The sequence below is a fragment of the Gemmatimonadota bacterium genome (genome assembly GCA_016719105.1).
Lineage (GTDB): Bacteria > Gemmatimonadota > Gemmatimonadetes > Gemmatimonadales > Gemmatimonadaceae > SCN-70-22.
In genome coordinates this window covers 13,903-29,897 of the sequence record JADKAQ010000003.1, presented here as the reverse complement: position 1 = coordinate 29,897, position 15,995 = coordinate 13,903, and the positions used below count along the sequence as shown (strand labels likewise).

The following is a 15,995-nucleotide window of genomic DNA, read 5'->3' as shown; positions in this document are numbered from 1 at the left end:
CCCCCCCCCCCCCCCCCCCCGCCCTGATGCTGCGCGTCGACCACCGGCGTGGCGTATCTTAGGGGCGCAGCTCCGGCCACTCCGCGACCGATAACGCCCCTCTCACCATCGCCCCATTCGCGACATGTCACTCGCGCGCAACGCCCTGCTCCGCGCCTCGAAGTCCCAATGGCTCGCCTCGCAGATGACGCAGCGGGCGTTTGCCCGTCGCGCCGTCAAGCGCTTCATGCCCGGCGAGAAGCTGTCCGACGCCCTCGATGCGGCGCAGACCCTATCACCCGCACGGATCGGGACGATCATCACCCGATTGGGCGAGACGCTCACCGGCGAGCGCAATACCGACGAAGTGCGCGATCACTACCTCTCGGCGTTAGGCGAGATCGTCCGGCGCAAGCTCCCGACGCAGGTGTCGGTCAAGCCGACGCAGCTCGGGCTCGACCTCTCGGTGGACGAATGCGTGCGACAGATTGCCCCCATCGCCGCGGCGGCCGCCGCCGAGGGGCAGCTCCTGTGGATCGACATGGAGGACTCGTCGTACGTCGACCGCACGCTGGAGCTGTACGAGAAGCTCAAGGCCGCGAACGACAAGGTGGGACTCTGCCTGCAGTCCTACCTGTTCCGCACCCCCAAGGACCTGCAGAGGCTCCTGGCGATCAAGCCGGCGATCCGCATGGTGAAGGGCGCCTACGCCGAGCCCGCGTCGGTGGCCTTCCCGGCCAAGAGCGACACCGACGCGCAGTACCTGTCGTTAGGTGTGACGCTGCTGAAGGCCGCGAAGCAGGGCGGCGCCTTCCCGGTCTTCGGGACGCACGACATGTCGCTGATCCAGCAGCTGGTCGCCACGGCGGCCGAGCTTGGCGTCGCCCCGGGGAAGTTCGAGATCCACATGCTCTACGGCATTCGCTCGGCCGAGCAGCGTGCGCTCGCCGCGCAGGGACACGCGGTGCGCTGCCTTATCAGCTACGGCAACAACTGGTTCCCCTGGTACATGCGCCGTCTCGCCGAGCGTCCGGCCAACGTCTGGTTCGTGGTGCGTAGCGCGTTCATGTGAGCGAGGGAACGCGACGGCCCGACTCCGCGGAGGGCGATCGCGCGCGCCCGAGGCCGAGTTGGTGGGAGGTGATCGCCGTCGCGATCGGCGTGGCGGCGATGTCGATCCAGTTCGCCTCCCGCCGATCGCTGTGGGTCGACGAGATCGCCGTCGTGCACAATCTCGACGCGCGCTCGTTGGGCGAACTGCTCACCCAGCCGCTCGACTACGACCAGGTCGCGCCGTCGATCTTCCTCCTGATCCAGAAGGGGATCTTCGCACTCGTGGGCGCGGGCGAGTTCTCCATGCGGGCCTATCCGTTCGCGATGGGGGTGCTCGCGCTGCTCCTGACGTGGGCGCTCGCCCGCCGCCTGCTGGACGGATCGTGGGCGGCGCTGCCACCGCTCCTCCTGGGGATCTCCGCCGAGCACGTCTGGCTGTCGTCACAGGCGAAGCAGTACTCGGGCGATCTGGCGCTGACCGCGGCGCTCCTCCTCATCGGCGTCGTGTCACAGGACAGGGATCCCAGCCGCTGGCGGCGGTGGGGAATGGTGCTGGTGGGGATCACGGCTCCGTGGATGTCGCAGCCCGCGCTATTCGCGCTCGCGGCGGCCGGGGGGGCCCTCCTGTGGGGAGACTGGCGTCACGCGCGCCGACTCTCGCTCGGCACGGTCGCCACGGTGGGTGCCTGGGGGATCTCCGGCCTGCTCGCGCTCGCCTCGGCCCAGGGGCGCGTCTCGACGGGGACGATGCAGTTCATGCGCGACTACTGGTCGAGCGGCTTTCTCCCCTTCCCACCGCGCACGTGGGATGAGCTCAAGTGGCCCGCGTACACGCTCCGGGTCATCATTGCCGAGGTCACCGACTGGCGCTGGAGCTACGCGTACTTCGCGCTGGCCGTCGTTGGTGGGTGGGCGGTGTGGCGGCGTTCGCGCCCGGTCGCGCTGACGCTCGCGGCGCCGATTGTCGGGGCCATGGCGGCTGCGGCGCTGGGGCGGTATCCGCTGGAGGGGCGCCTGGCCTTCTTCCTGGCGCCGATCGCGGTGCTGCTCGTGTCGGCGGGGATCGCGGCGGTGGCCACGCTGGCGAAGGGCCCGCGGTGGGCGACGGCGGCCATGGCGTTGCTCCTGATCACCCCGCCGCTGGTGTCAGCCGTGCGATCGCCGCCGCCGTACACGTTGCAGCACACGCGTCCGCTCTTCGAACGGCTTCAACGAGAGTACCGTCCCGGCGATCGCGTGTACGTCCCATACGGCGGGTGGCAGGCGTGGTGGTACTACGCCCCGCGCACGGGGCTGGGGGCCGTGCCGGTGCTCGTCGGCAGCTGCCACGATACGGCACTCGCAGGCTACGAGGCAGAGGTTCGCCAGCTGCACGATGCGGCGCGGACGTGGATCCTGTTCGTCGCGGCGGGCGAACTGCAGGGGCCTGACGTCATCGTACGGGCCGCCGACACGTTCGGGGAACGGCGCGCGACGTACACGGAACGGCATGTCGCCGCCGACGGAACAATGCGCGAGGTCGTGCTGATGCGATTCGATCGTCGACCGACGGCCGGGGGACGCGACGAGGAGCCGGCGCCGCGCGGAGCGCCGGCGGGTCCGCTCCCCGCGGCCTGCCGCGGCGCCGCCGTCGATCGCCTCCTGGCGCGCCGGTAGATCCCGCCGGTGAACGAACACGGCCGGACCCGAAGGCCCGGCCGTGTTCGAGTGAGTCGTCGGATGGTGCGCCGCCGTCAGGTGTTGGGCTGGGGGGTGACGCGGAGGTACGGCTTCTTCGTCACGAAGCCCTTGGGAAAGCGCGTGACCGCCTCGTCGTCGGAGACGGGTGACGATGGGGGGAACCCCCCCCCCCCCCCGGCGCCGCCCCCCCCCCCCCCCCCCCCGGCGGGGGCCCCCCCCCCAAACCCGAGCGGGGCGCCCGCCCCCCCCCCCCCCCCCCCCCCCCCGCCCCCCGGGGGGGGCCGGCCCGGTCCCCCCCGCCGGGGGGGGCGGGGCCCGCCCGGGGGGGGCGCCCCCGGGGGGGAAGGCCGCCGCCGCGCGGGGCTTGTCCCCCCCCCGGGGGGGGCCCCCCCCGGGGCCCCCCCCCCCCCCCCCGCCGGGGGGCGGCCCCCCCCCGGGCGCCCCCCCCCCCCCCCCCCCCCCCCCCCGTCCCCCCCCCCCCCCCCCCCCCCCCCCCCCCCCCCCCCCCCCCCCGGGCCCCCGGGTACCCCCCGGGGGGCCCCCCGGGCCCCCCCCCCCCCCCCCCGCCGCGCGCCCGCCCGCGGGGCGGGAAGTCATTGGGATCCCCCAGAGCCCCCCCCCCCCCCCCCTCCCCCCCCCCCCTGGGGGGCCCCGGGGAGGTGGGGGCGGGGGACCCCGGCGGGCCGGCCCCGCCGGGCGCCCGCCGGGCGGGCCCGGGCGGGTGAAAGCGGGGGGGGAGGGGGGCGGCGAGCCCCCCTCCCCCCCCCCAAACAAAGCCACCCCCCGCAACCCCCCCGCCCCCCGCCCCCAGGGCCCGGGGGGCGGCGGCGCCCCCCCCCCCCCCCCCCCCCTTCGCCACCGCGACCCATCACCGGGTCCCGTGACGCCGCGTCATTCCACGGCGGCGGCCAGCGGCGACGGATACAGCGGGAAGTCATCGGTGAGCGCCTTGACCTGCGCCTTCACGCTGGCGTGCACCTGCGTATCGTCGGCGGGCGCCGTGAGCACGGTGTCGATGAGGGCCGCGATGCGGTGCATCTCGGCCGCCTTCATCCCGCGTGTCGTGACGGCCGGCGTCCCGATGCGAATGCCGCTCGTGACGAACGGCGACTGCGTCTCGCGCGGCACGGTGTTCTTGTTCACCGTGATCCCCGCCTTGTCGAGCGACTGCTCGGCGGCCTTTCCGGTGATCCCCTTGTTGCGCAGGTCGAGCAGCATCAGGTGATTGTCGGTACCGCCCGAGACGAGGTTGTATCCCCGCTGTGTCAGCGCGTGGGCGAGCACCTGGGCGTTCGTCACGATCTGTCCGCAGTAGTCCGTGAACGACGGCAGCAGCGCCTCTCGGAATGCCACGGCCTTGGCGGCGATCACATGCTCCAGCGGTCCGCCCTGCGAGCCGGGGAAGACCGCCTTGTCGATGGCCTTGGCGTGTTCGCCCTTGCACAGGATGAGGCCACCGCGCGGTCCGCGCAGCGTCTTGTGCGTCGTCGACGTGACGACGTCGGCGAAGGGGATGGGGGACGGGTGATGCCCGGTGGCGACGAGCCCGGCGATGTGGGCCATGTCGACCATGAGGATCGCCCCGACTTCCGTGGCAATCTCGGCGAACGCGGCGAAGTCGATCACGCGCGGATAGGCGCTCGCCCCCGCGATGATCATCCGGGGGCGCTCGCGACGCGCCACGTCGCGCAGCATGTCGTAGTCGATCACGCCGGCGTCGGTCACGCCGTAGTGCACGGCGCGATAGAGGAGCCCGGAGAAGTTGACTGGCGAGCCGTGCGTCAGGTGACCGCCCTGCGAGAGGTCCTGTCCGAGCAACGTGTCGCCCGGCTTGAGGAAGGCGAGGCAGACGGCGCTGTTGGCCGAGGCGCCCGAGTGCGGCTGCACGTTGGCGTGCTCGGCGCCGAACAGCTGCTTGACGCGATCGATGGCGAGTTGCTCGACGGTGTCGACGACCTCGCAGCCACCGTAGTACCGCTTGCCCGGGAGTCCCTCGGCGTACTTGTTGGTGAGCGGCGAACCCATCGCCTCGAGCACGGCAGGAGAGACGAAGTTCTCGCTGGCGATCAGCTCGATCCCGTCGGACTGGCGCTCGATCTCGCGCTCGATGAGGCGCGCGATCTCGGGATCGGCCTCACGCAGGGCCTTTCCTGGGGGACAGCGGTCCCACGACTTCCACTCGCTCATGTCGACTCCGGCGTAGGTTCGATTTTCTCGACCCGGCGTTCATGGCGTCCCCCTTCGAACGGGGTCGTGAGCCAGGTCTCGAGGATGGCAGCAGCATCGTCCTCGGACACGAAGCGCGCCGGGAGGACGAGGATGTTGGAATCGTTATGCAGGCGCGAGAGCTCGGCGATCTCCGGCGTCCACGCGACCGCCGCCCGCACATGTGCATGCCGGTTGGCGGCGTACGACATCCCGAGCCCGGTGCCACAGAGCAGGATGCCGCGCCGCGCCTCTCCATGCTCGACTCGCGCGGCCACGAGGTGGGCGAAGTCGGGGTAGTCGGTCGAGGCGGGAGAGTTCGTGCCAAGGTCCTGCGCGTCATACCCCAAGGCGCGGAGGCGCTCGACCATCTTCTGCTTCATGTCGAAGCCAGCGTGGTCGGATGCGATGGGAATGGTCTCGGACATCGGAAGTTCAGAGGACGGGAAGACGAGATGCGACCCGGAGAATTCTAGCACTGGCGGGGGCTATGACAGAGGGGCGGACGCGCCCGGTTCAGCGCCCCCGCCCCTCTGTCGTTCACTCGTCCTCCCGTCTTCCCGTCTTCCCGTCTTCAGCTCTTCCGCGGCCACTGCGGCCAGGTGCGCACGAGGCCACCCACGGCGTGCAAGCGGCGCTCGGCCAGGCGATCCGCCGCTTCGTAGGTCGGGATGCCCTGCTCGCGGGCGATCTCGAAGACGCCGAGCGTGGTGTCGTAGATCTCGTCTGCCTTGCGCAGCGCACGCTGCGCCGTCCAGCCGGCGAGTTCGCTGTACACGTTGATCACGCCGCCCGCGTTGGCGACGAAGTCGGGGGCGTACAGGATCCCCTTCTTCTCCAACTCGCCGCCGTGCTTCTCGGCGAGGAGGAGCTGGTTGTTGGCGGCACCGGCGATGATCTCGACGCGGAGCTTGGGAAGCGTGTCGTCGTTGATGATGCCGCCCAGGGCGCAGGGGGCGAAGATATCGGCCGCCGTGCTGTAGATGGCGTCGAGGTCGACGGCGCGCGCGCCGAATTCGTCGACAACGCGCTTCACGCGCGTGGCGTCGATGTCAGTGACCACGAGCTTGGCCTCGTGCGCGTGCAGCTCCTTGCACAGGTAGTGACCGACGTTGCCGAGTCCCTGCACGGCGATGGTCTTGCCGGCGACCGACTCGGAGCCCCAGCGATGCTTGGCCGAGGCCTGGATGGCGCGAAAGACGCCGCGTGCCGTCACGGGTGACGGGTCGCCCGACTTGGTGGCGAGGCCGGCGACGTAGTCGGTCTCCATGTGGACGAAGTCCATGTCGGCGGTGCTCGTCCCCACGTCCTCGGCGGTGACGTAGCGACCACCTAACGACTCGACGAAGCGCCCGTGGGCGCGGAAGATCATCTCGCGCTTGGCCGTGCGATTGTCGCCGATGATGACGGCCTTGCCGCCGCCGAGGTTGAGGCCGGCGACCGCGTTCTTGTAGGTCATGCCGCGCGCGAGGCGCAGGGCATCGATGATGGCCTCCTCATCGCTGCGATACTGCCAGAACCGCGTCCCGCCGAGGGCGGGACCGAGTGTGGTATCGTGGATGGCGATGATGCCGCGGTAGCCCGAGGACTTGTCGTGACAGACGACGAGTTGCTCATGGCCCATGCCGGCGATGGTATCGAACAAGTTCATGGCGTTGCTCTTGGGAAGACGAGAAGACGAGAAGACGGGAAGACGAGTGACGGCCTAGGACTTCGCGTACAGTTCACGGGCGATCACGATTCGCTGGATCTCAGACGTGCCTTCGTAGATTTCGGTCACCTTGGCATCGCGGAAGAGGCGCTCGACGGGATAGTCCTTCACGTAGCCGTAGCCGCCGAAGATCTGGATGGCCTGGGTGGTGACCCACATGGCCGTTTCCGAGGCCATGAGCTTGCTCATGGACCCGAACTGGGTGATGGGTTGGCCGCGGTCCTTGGCCGCTGCGGCCGCGTAGAGCAAGGCGCGCGACGCGGCGACGCGCGTGGACATGTCGGCCAGCTTGAACTGGATGGCCTGGAATTCCTTGATCGCCTTGCCGAACTGCTTGCGCTCGGCGGCATAGCGCACCGAGTGCTCGAGCGCCGCGCGGGCGATGCCGATGGACTGCGCGGCGATGCCCAGGCGCCCGTTGTCGAGCGACTGCATGGCGTAGACGAAGCCCATCCCCTCCTGCCCCAGGAGATTGGCGGCGGGGACACGCAGTTCGTCAAAGACGAGTTGCGTCGTCTCGGAGCCCCGGAGCCCCATCTTGTCCTCCTTCTTGCCCACGGAGAAGCCGGGCATGTCCGGTGTGACAATGAAGGTGGAGATCCCCCGGGCCCCCTTTCTGTCATTGGGAGTATCGGTGCGGGCCATCGCGAGGATGACATCGGCGTGTCCCCCGGCGCTGACCCACGCCTTGACGCCGGAGAGGACGTAGTGGTCGCCATCCCGCACGGCCTGCGTACGCAGAGACGCCGCGTCGGAGCCGGCATCCGGCTCGGAGAGGGCGAAGGCACCGAGCGACTCGCCGCGTGCCATCGGCTTGAGGTACCGCTGCTTCTGCGCCTCGCTGCCATAGCGCAGGAGCATCTGCGTGGGGAGCGAGTTGTGCACGCTCATCAGGACCGCCACCGACGCATCGACCGCGGCGATCTCCTCGAGCGCGACGAGATACGTGCAGGTGTCGAGCCCCAGGCCGTCGTACGCCTCGGGGATGAGCATGCCGAGGAAGCCTAACGCGCCCAGCTTCCCGACGATGCTGCGATCGAAGAACGACTCGCGATCCCATCGCTCGCTGTGCGGCGCGAGTTCGGCGTGGGCGAAGTCGCGCGCCGCCTGCTGGATGGCGCGCTGTTCTTCGGTGAGGGGGATCAGGGCCCAGCTCATAGAACGGAGGACGGGGAGACGGGAAGACGAGAAGACGAGAGCGGATGGGTGCGCATTACGCGGCGTAGTTGTAGAAGCCGCGGCCACTCTTGCGGCCATACCAGCCGGCGGCGACGTACTTCCGGAGCAAGGGACAGGGGCGATACTTCGAGTCGCCGAGGCCCTCATGCAGCACCTCGAGGATGGCCAGGCACGTATCGAGGCCAATGAGATCGGCCAGGGCGAGCGGGCCCATGGGATGATTCATGCCGAGCTTCATCACGGTGTCGATCGCCTCCACCGTCCCCACCCCTTCCATCAACGCGAAGACCGCCTCGTTGATCATCGGGAGGAGGATGCGGTTGGCGACGAACCCCGGAAAGTCATTGACCTCGACCGGCGTCTTGCCGACCGCCTTCGACAGCTCGAGGACGCGCTGAGTGGTCGCGTCGCTGGTGGCCAGCCCTCGGATGACCTCGACGAGCTGCATGACCGGCACGGGATTCATGAAGTGCATCCCGATCACCTGCTCCGGACGCTTTGTCCGTGCGGCGATGTCGGTGATGGAGATCGAGCTGGTGTTGGTCGCGAGGATCGCCCCGGGGGCCGCCAGGCGGTCCATGTCGCCAAAGATGCGATGCTTGAGGTCGACGTTTTCGGTCGCGGCTTCCACGACCAGCGTGGCGCCGGCGATGGCCGCGATGTCGGTGCTGGTCGACAGGCGCGCCAGCGTCGCGTCCTTGGCCGCCGCATCGATGGTCCCCTTCTTCACCTGGCGATCGAGGTTCTTCTCGATCGTCGACCGCCCACGCGCGAGGGCGTCGGCGGAGACGTCGATCATCGTCACCGGGAAGCCCGCCTGGGCAAAGACATGGGCAATGCCGTTCCCCATCTGCCCCGCTCCAATCACCGCAATCGCATCGGACATCGTCGTTCCGCTCCTTGGGCGCGCGTTGCGCCGTGTTCAGCGTGAGTGCGTCGAGTTCAGGTCTCGTCGGGCGCGGCCGGTCGTGCACCACGCCGCAACAGGAGGTACATCCCCAGCACCATCCCCGCGCCGGCGAAGATCCCGGCCTCCGGCCCCCACATCCCACCGGTGGCCCAGTCGGGACCCGCGTCGATGGTGCGATAGTTCGGTGTTCCCATCCCCATCCCGCTCACCGACGTGTGCATCACGCCGGCCATCACGAAATTCCACGCCACGTGTGCCGACCACGCGGCGTACAGGCTGCGCATGGCCATCACGATGCTGCCGAGGAAGATCCCCGCGAGCGTGACGAGGGCGATGGACTGGAACGTCGCCCCCTGGTTCTCCAGGTGCATGAGGCCGAAGGCGACGCTGGTGATCGCGACAGCCGTGCGGGCCCCAAAGCGCTCGCGCAGGAGCGCCAGCGCATACCCGCGCGCCACCAGCTCCTCCCACAGCGCCGCCGGGATGAGGAGCCCGAGCGTCAGGAGCGCAGACGTCAGGAGGTCTCCCTCGGGCATGGGCTCCAGCCGCAACCACCCGATGGCCAGCAACAGCAGCGATGGCACACCGACCGCCGCCGCGCCGAAGGCCGCCCCGCTCAGCACCGCCCGGAGCGACAGGGCCGAGCGATCGAGCATCACCAGGCGCCACCCGTGCGGCTCCGCCTGACGAAAGGTCCACCAGTGGCCGATGAGCATCCCCGCCGAGAGGGTGAGGACAAAGCTCGGCAGCCGCACCCCCGTCCGGTCCTCCAGGACGGCGGCGAACATCGGAATGACCGCGCGGCAGCCGAGCACTCCCACCGACGAGGCGAGGACAAACACCGCAAAGCGCCACAGCGGCGTCACGCGCGGACGCTCCCCTGCCCCGCCGCCGGTCGGCGTCGCGAGACGCCCTCCCGCCTCGGTCGAGGACATGAGCGTTCGCGCCGCGCCGGCGTTCGTTAGGCTACCCGGCTGACCGAGAGTGCCACTGCGTCACCGCCCCCGAGGCACAGCGTGGCCAGGCCGCGGGCCTTGCCGCGATCGGCGAGGGCGTGCAGGAGCGTCACGAGCACGCGCGCCCCGCTCGCCCCGATCGGATGGCCGAGGGCGATCGCGCCGCCATTCACGTTCACCCGGTCCCAGTCCCAGCCCAGTGCGTCGCCGTCGGCGATGGCCTGCGCGGCGAATGCCTCGTTGGCCTCGATGAGGTCGTAGTCGCCGATCGTCGTCCCCTGCTTCTTCATCAGGTTCCCCACCGCGTTGACGGGGGCAAAGAAGAGGTCCTTGGGGTCGACGGCACCCGTCGCGTACGCATCGATGCGGGCGAGGATCGTCAGGCCGTGGGCACGGGCGTACGCCTCCGATGTCACCACGAGGGCGGCACCGCCATCGTTGAGCGACGAGGCGTTCCCCGCCGTGACGCTCAGGTCGGTCGCTTCCTTGGACGGGAAGGCGGGGCGCAGCTTGCCTAACGCCTCGACGCTCGAGTCCTTGCGCGGCCCTTCATCGGCACTCACCACCGTCGGTCCCTTGCGCCCCGGAATCTCCACCGGGACGATCTCGGCGGCGAACTTCCCCGCCTCCTGCGCCGCCGCCGCCTTGAGGTGCGACTGCACGGAGAACTCGTCCTGTCGCTGCCGCGAGACCTGCCCCTTGTTGGCCGTGTACTCGGCGTGATTCCCCATGTGCACGTCGCAGAAGGCGCACCACAGCCCGTCCTTGATCATGCCATCGACCAGCGTCTGGTCGCCGATCTTCACCCCTCCGCGCATGTTGTAGAGGTAGTGCGGGGCGTTCGACATCGATTCCTGTCCCCCAGCCACGACCACCTGCGCGTCACCCGCCTTGATGGACTGGGCGGCGAGCATCACCGCCTTGAGTCCGGAGCCGCAGACCTTGTTGATGGTCAGCGCCGAGACCGATGACGGAATGCCGGACTTGATCAGCGCCTGCCGAGCCGGCGCCTGGCCGGTCCCGCCCTGCAGCACGTGACCGAGGATTACTTCGTTGACCTGGTCGCCGGCGATGCCGGAGCGCCGGAGCGCTTCACGGATGGCGATGGCGCCGAGGTCAGGGGCGCTGAGCGAGGCGAGGGCGCCGAGGTACTTCCCGATCGGCGTGCGTGCCGCGCTGACGATGACGGGAGTGCGCGATGTATCGGACATTTCAGAAACGGCCGGAGTGATGCCCTGCCCGAATGGGGAGGGAGCGGGTCAAAGCTAACCCGGGGCCGCGCGAGGGAACAACGGACGGCGGCGTGCGACATTCCCTCGCGAGATGCTCGCGCAGCGACCCGCGCGATGCCCGGCGAACGACGACTTGCGTGCGCCGCGGGCACAACGCGCCACCGGTATCGTTTACACCGCCGGAGGGAGCCCCGGCCGGCGCCTATCCCGCCCGCGCGACGGCCGCATCGGCGACCACGGGCCGCGACTACGGACGGCGACCACCGACGGCGAACGGCTCGCCTAGCGCAGACGAAAGGTTACGCGGTGCGCCCCGCCCTTTCCCCGCATATCCTCCCACCCATAGTCGAGCGAGAGACGATCGAACTGCACCCCGACGCCGCCGGTGAGGGCGCGCTGCGCACGCAATTCAGGGCGCCGCACCCCGCCGCGCAGCGCGAAGGCGATCCCCTCGAGCGGCACGAGGGCCCACTCGCCGCCGACGGCCGGAAAGAGCGCGCCGTCCTCGCGCACCGCAACGTTGGCGGAGGCGCCGACGTCGAACCACTTGCTGACGCCGTACCCGCCCCCCGAAGCGCCTAACGCGATGCGTGTGGGCAGGGCCCGTCCCTCGCCGGTGCCGGGGAGGGCGCGCCCCAGGTGCTGGAGCACGACGCCAGCGGAGAGGAAGCCGTTCATGAGGTCCTTGGCCACCCCAACGTCGAAGGCAGGGCTCGCGGAGTGCGTCATCCCCGTGCGCGCGTCCAGGTAGCGCGCCGAGGCCCCCCATCGCAGTCCTTTCCAGTTGAGCGAGGCGGCGACGCTCGCCGCGAGGCCGGCGGCCGCGACGCGTCCCTCGTCGGTGAGGACGTCGCTGCGCATGGGCGATTGCGCGACCACCTGCGGCGCATCGAGCAGGGCGACGCCAAATCCGAGCCCGATGGACCCGATCGACATCGTGGTCGCCGCATGCCCGGTGCTGGCACCACTGGCGTAGCGCCCGAGCGAGAGCGAGAAGGCGCTGCTCCCCCCGACCAACGCCGGATTGCCGAAGACCGCCTCCACGTCACGCGAACCCGCCGTCAGCCCCCCCATCGCCATCGTGCGTGCGGTCACCGGGAGCTGCAACAGGATCGGCGCGTGACGTTCCCGCTGCGCCCGCGCCGCAACGGGCACGACGAGCAGGCCGATCGAGGCAAACAGCGCGAGTGCACGGCTCATCGCGCACCTCCAACAGACGGAGCGTTGAAGTCGGGGGAGAGCCGTGCGAATCCGATGTGGTCGAGCCAGACGGTGCCGGCCACGGTGCGGTCGAAGCGCCACCGCACGCTGGAGAGTCGGCGCGGGTCGAAGCCCGGCGTGGCCCGCGCAAAGTCGGCCAGCGGGATGGTGTACGTCTGCAAGACGATCTCGTAGGGATTGGCGAAGCGCCGCCGGTCGCGCCCGGCGCGCCGATACACCCCGATCTCCAGCGGTCGCCTCGGCACACCGTAGGCGGAGAGCGGGACGCGCGCGGTGTGCCCCTCGGCGTCGATCGCCTCGATGGTGAGGTCCATCGGCACGGTATCGTCCACCGCCCGCGTCGCAGGAGGCTTGGACCTGGACTTGGGCGCCGCCCGCTTCTTTCCGGCGGAATCACCCGACGCCGCCGAATCCCGGGCGGGGGCGCGCGGCCCCGGCGTCGCCTTCGTCGGTGCGAGGGAGAAGACGAGCGTCGTCGCGTCATCGATCCCCCAGGCCGCGCGCACCGAATCGCCTAACGACAATGTGTAAGACGCCGGTCGCCCGCGTCGTGTCGTGTCGTCACCGGCGATCCGGTTGTTCCATCCCAGCAGCACGGCGTTGTGCCCCTGGTTGCTCCCGCGGTAGCGAAACGGGAGCGTCGCCTCCTTCCAGGTGCCCAGCGAATCGCCCTCGAGCGTGATGCCGGCCACCGTGCCGCGCGAAACGTCCACGTCTTCCTCGAACGTCGCCGCGGCGCGGAACGAGGCGTCCTGGAAGCGCGTGATGTACATCGTCTTCGGGAGCCAGGCGCCAGCGACCCGATGATCGCGGAAGAGCGGGAGGTAATCGCGTCGATCGCGCAGCGTGGCCTCGAGAAAGGCGGTGATCGTCACCTCGGCGAAGCGGCGCTGATCGGCCTGCGAGACGAGGCCGCGCACATCGAGATAGCGGGCGCTGCGCGGGCCACCGTCGAGGCTCCCCCAGGCGGTGTTCCATTGTCCGTGGTTGGCGCGATAGACGTACATCGCCGACTTGAACCACGGCCCGCGATCGGGATAGCGCACGCGTTCGTACTGCGCGAGCCCATCGAAGGTGGAGACGTCGCCGTCATGCGAGCCGTGGATGAGCAGGTAGTTGTAGTTGGTCAGCGGTGTCGGCTTTTCGGCGGGGCGATACTGTCCGTCGACCGGTGCAATCGCCACGAGCGAGCGGATGTCGAAGTTGAAGTCGAAGCGGACAGTGGCATCGTCGGGATAGTGCGACAGGCGATTGAACGCCCCGGCGACCGCGACCGCTTCACCGCCCCGCGAGTGCCCCATCAGCGCGATACGCGTCATGTCGACCCGTCCGTGCAAGGGCGATCCGGCGGAGTCGTTGAACTGCCGCCACGCCTGCAGGTGCTTCAGCAGCATCCATCCGCGGGCGTCGTTCTCGTTGCTCATGAAGCCGTTCAGGAAGTTCTCGTCCACCGAGGCGAGGATGAAGCCGCGGGAGGCGAGCAGCTCACCGAGGTAGCGATAGCCCGGGTCGGAGAACTCCTTCATGTTGTGATTGCCGTGCACGATGAGCACGAGGGGGAACGGACCGGCGCCGTCGGGATACCAGACGCGCCCGTTCACGGGGAGCTTGGTGAAGTCGAAGCCCCAGTAGTCCTTGCGGACCTTTCCCTGCGACGGGTTTGGCGGACCGGCGAGCTTGCTCCCGTCGACGCTGGCCGTCTTGAGCGTGACCGAGTCGCGATACTCGGCGCGGCGCTTGTCGGTGCCGCTGCCATAGTAGAGGGTGCGAATCGCGTACGTCCCGCGCTGCGACGGATCGGGGGCCGTGAGGGACTGGCGCGCGAGGACGGTGCCGGAGTCGTCACGCGAGAGCTTGAGCGGAGCGGCGAGGCAGCCGAGCAGCCCGGCCGCGAGGGGGACGAGCACCCCCAGGTGCACATGACGCCGTGTGGCGGCACGAACGGTTCGACTCGTCCAGCGATTGGAGGGCATCGTCGGGAGGTCAGAGTGCGGTCAACGTACTCCGACAGCCGCATGCGCCAAAAGGTGTGTCCGGCGCCTCGCCCCAATGCGTCGCCTCGATGGTCGCCGGACGGCGTCGCCCGGGTGCTCGCCGGGGTGCGTCGCGACGACGGGCCAGTGGGGCGCCCCCTCAGTCCGTCAGATCCACTCCAGCGACTCGCGCGTCTTCTCCGTCACCACGTTCCCGGTGTGGAAGGTCGATGCCGGCTCGAAGAGCACGACGTGCACCTCTTCCTCGGCGACCGGGCGGTGCTCGACGCCGCGGGGGACGATGAAGAACTCCCCCTCGCCGATGGTCACGTCGCCGTCGCGCAGCTGCATGGTGAGCGTCCCCTGGATCACGAGGAAGAGCTCGTCCTCGTCCGCATGGAAGTGCCAGTCGAACTCGCCGAGCAGCTTGGCGACCTTCACGTGCTGGCCGTTGAGCTCCCCCACGATGCGCGGGTGCCAGTAGTCGGCGAAGCGGGAGAACTTGTCGGCGAGGTTGACGACGGGCATGGCGGGCTCCCCGTGGGCGGTGCGTTAGGCAGTCGAGGGGGTCGTCCGTGCGGCGGCGCCGCGCGAGGCGAAGCGGAAGAGCGGATAGCTGCAGGCGATGAAGGCGACGCCGATGGCGGCGGTGCGCGGGTCGCTCGCCGTGAAGCCGGCGAGGAGGGCGAGCGCGACGCAGAGCGACACGATCGTGGTGGCGGGGGCGCCGATGGCCCGATACGGTCGCGCCATCTCCGGCTCGCGCACGCGCAGCAGGAGGAGCCCGACGTTGTTGGACGCGTCGACCACGATCATGAGGAAGGCGGTGAGGGCGAACAGCCGCTCGAAGGTCCCCGTCGCGGCGAGAGTGACGGCGACCGCGACGGTCACGATCGTGGCCCCCACGGGGGTCCCCCCCGTGTTCACCGACACCGCCTGGCGCACGAAGAGCCCGTCGCACGCCAGGGCGTAGAGGGCACGCGGGGCGATCATCACCAGCGCGTTGACGATCCCGATCATGAGGAGGACCGACAGCCCAGTTACCACCTGGTCGCTGGCACCGCCAAAGACCCGCTGCATCGCACTGGCGGCCGGGAGCTTGCTCGCCATGAACTCTCCCATCGGGAGGATGCGCAGGTAGGCGAGGTTGACCGACACGTAGAGGACGAGCATGACGAGCACGGAGCTGAGGAGCGCCCGCGGGACGGCGCGTCCCGGGTCCTTCTGCTCCTCGCCGAAGAAGGCGGCGGCGTACCAGCCGCCGTAGGCGCCGATCACCAGCTGCAACGCGCCGGCGAAGGCGAGCACCGTGACCGGTCGTTGCGGGACAAGCGCAGCCGCCGGTGCCGCCACCTCGCGCGCGGCCGGAGCCGCCACGAAGCAGAGGGCCACGAAGGCGAGGAGGGCGAGCGCCTTGAGCAGGGCGACGACTTCCTGCACGCGACTCCCCGCCTTCACCCCGCGCATCTGCACGCCGAGCAACGTCGCCAGGGCGAGAAAGGCAATGAGCGGCTCCAACCCCAGCCACGCGGGCACGAGGCGGGCGACGAATTCGCCCAGCGCCAGCGGGAGGTACGCGGTGGCTACCACGAGCGAGAGCCAGTCGGCCCAGCCGACGACGAATCCCCCGTAGGGACCGAAGGCGCGCCGCGCAAAGACGTACGGCCCCCCCGATCGCGGGTGGGCCGCCGCCAGTTCCGACAGGTTGTTGGCCTGCAACAGCGCGTAGGCCCCGCCTAACACCCAGACGAGGAGGATGAGCCCCGGATGCGGGAGCGCCTCGGCGATAGCGCCAGGGGTACGGAGGATGCCGACCCCGACCCCACCGCCGACCGCCACCGCGATGCCGAAGCCGACGCCAAGTACACGCAGCAGGGAACCGCGCGTACCGACCAT

13 protein-coding genes are annotated in these 15,995 nt (G+C 70.0%); 2 read left to right on the top strand and 11 right to left on the bottom strand.

What is annotated here, in order from left to right; translation table 11 throughout:
* Positions 1-124 precede the first annotated feature (124 nt).
* Both IPN47_06850 and IPN47_06845 read left to right on the top strand, forming a co-directional pair.
* Positions 125-1,051, top strand: coding sequence for a proline dehydrogenase family protein (locus tag IPN47_06850; GenBank protein MBK9407760.1), 927 nt, complete (start codon positions 125-127; stop codon positions 1,049-1,051).
* Between the two features lie 68 nt (positions 1,052-1,119).
* Entirely contained in the window at positions 1,120-2,688 is a 1,569-nt protein-coding gene (locus IPN47_06845; GenBank protein ID MBK9407759.1) for a glycosyltransferase family 39 protein, read from the top strand.
* Positions 2,689-3,603: 915 nt separating this feature from the next.
* Here the strand turns inward: IPN47_06845 and IPN47_06840 are convergent.
* The 11 genes from IPN47_06840 to IPN47_06790 form a co-directional block, all read right to left on the bottom strand.
* Positions 3,604-4,899: a serine hydroxymethyltransferase gene (locus IPN47_06840; protein MBK9407758.1), complete on the bottom strand. Its 1,296-nt coding sequence runs from the start codon at positions 4,897-4,899 to the stop codon at positions 3,604-3,606.
* Positions 4,896-5,345 (bottom strand): ribose 5-phosphate isomerase B, encoded by a 450-nt coding sequence (gene rpiB, locus IPN47_06835; protein MBK9407757.1) that lies wholly within the window; start codon positions 5,343-5,345, stop codon positions 4,896-4,898. The genes IPN47_06840 and rpiB overlap by 4 nt, the downstream gene beginning before the upstream one ends.
* Before the next feature lie 146 nt (positions 5,346-5,491).
* Positions 5,492-6,568 (bottom strand): Glu/Leu/Phe/Val dehydrogenase, encoded by a 1,077-nt coding sequence (locus IPN47_06830; GenBank protein MBK9407756.1) that lies wholly within the window; start codon positions 6,566-6,568, stop codon positions 5,492-5,494.
* A 54-nt stretch (positions 6,569-6,622) separates the two neighbouring features.
* Complete coding sequence (locus IPN47_06825) at positions 6,623-7,786, bottom strand: acyl-CoA dehydrogenase family protein (protein ID MBK9407755.1); 1,164 nt, start codon at positions 7,784-7,786, stop codon at positions 6,623-6,625.
* Between the two features lie 55 nt (positions 7,787-7,841).
* Positions 7,842-8,693, bottom strand: coding sequence for a 3-hydroxybutyryl-CoA dehydrogenase (locus IPN47_06820; GenBank protein MBK9407754.1), 852 nt, complete (start codon positions 8,691-8,693; stop codon positions 7,842-7,844).
* 56 nt (positions 8,694-8,749) lie between these two features.
* Positions 8,750-9,652: a CPBP family intramembrane metalloprotease gene (locus IPN47_06815; GenBank protein ID MBK9407753.1), complete on the bottom strand. Its 903-nt coding sequence runs from the start codon at positions 9,650-9,652 to the stop codon at positions 8,750-8,752.
* A 26-nt stretch (positions 9,653-9,678) separates the two neighbouring features.
* Complete coding sequence (locus IPN47_06810; GenBank protein MBK9407752.1) at positions 9,679-10,884, bottom strand: acetyl-CoA C-acetyltransferase; 1,206 nt, start codon at positions 10,882-10,884, stop codon at positions 9,679-9,681.
* A 303-nt stretch (positions 10,885-11,187) separates the two neighbouring features.
* Positions 11,188-12,105, bottom strand: coding sequence for a hypothetical protein (locus tag IPN47_06805; protein ID MBK9407751.1), 918 nt, complete (start codon positions 12,103-12,105; stop codon positions 11,188-11,190).
* On the bottom strand, positions 12,102-14,033 hold the full coding sequence (locus IPN47_06800; GenBank protein MBK9407750.1) for a hypothetical protein: 1,932 nt from the start codon (positions 14,031-14,033) through the stop codon (positions 12,102-12,104). The genes IPN47_06805 and IPN47_06800 overlap by 4 nt, the downstream gene beginning before the upstream one ends.
* A 234-nt stretch (positions 14,034-14,267) precedes the next feature.
* Complete coding sequence (locus tag IPN47_06795; protein MBK9407749.1) at positions 14,268-14,627, bottom strand: cupin domain-containing protein; 360 nt, start codon at positions 14,625-14,627, stop codon at positions 14,268-14,270.
* Positions 14,628-14,651: 24 nt separating this feature from the next.
* Positions 14,652-15,995 (bottom strand): APC family permease, encoded by a 1,344-nt coding sequence (locus IPN47_06790; protein MBK9407748.1) that lies wholly within the window; start codon positions 15,993-15,995, stop codon positions 14,652-14,654.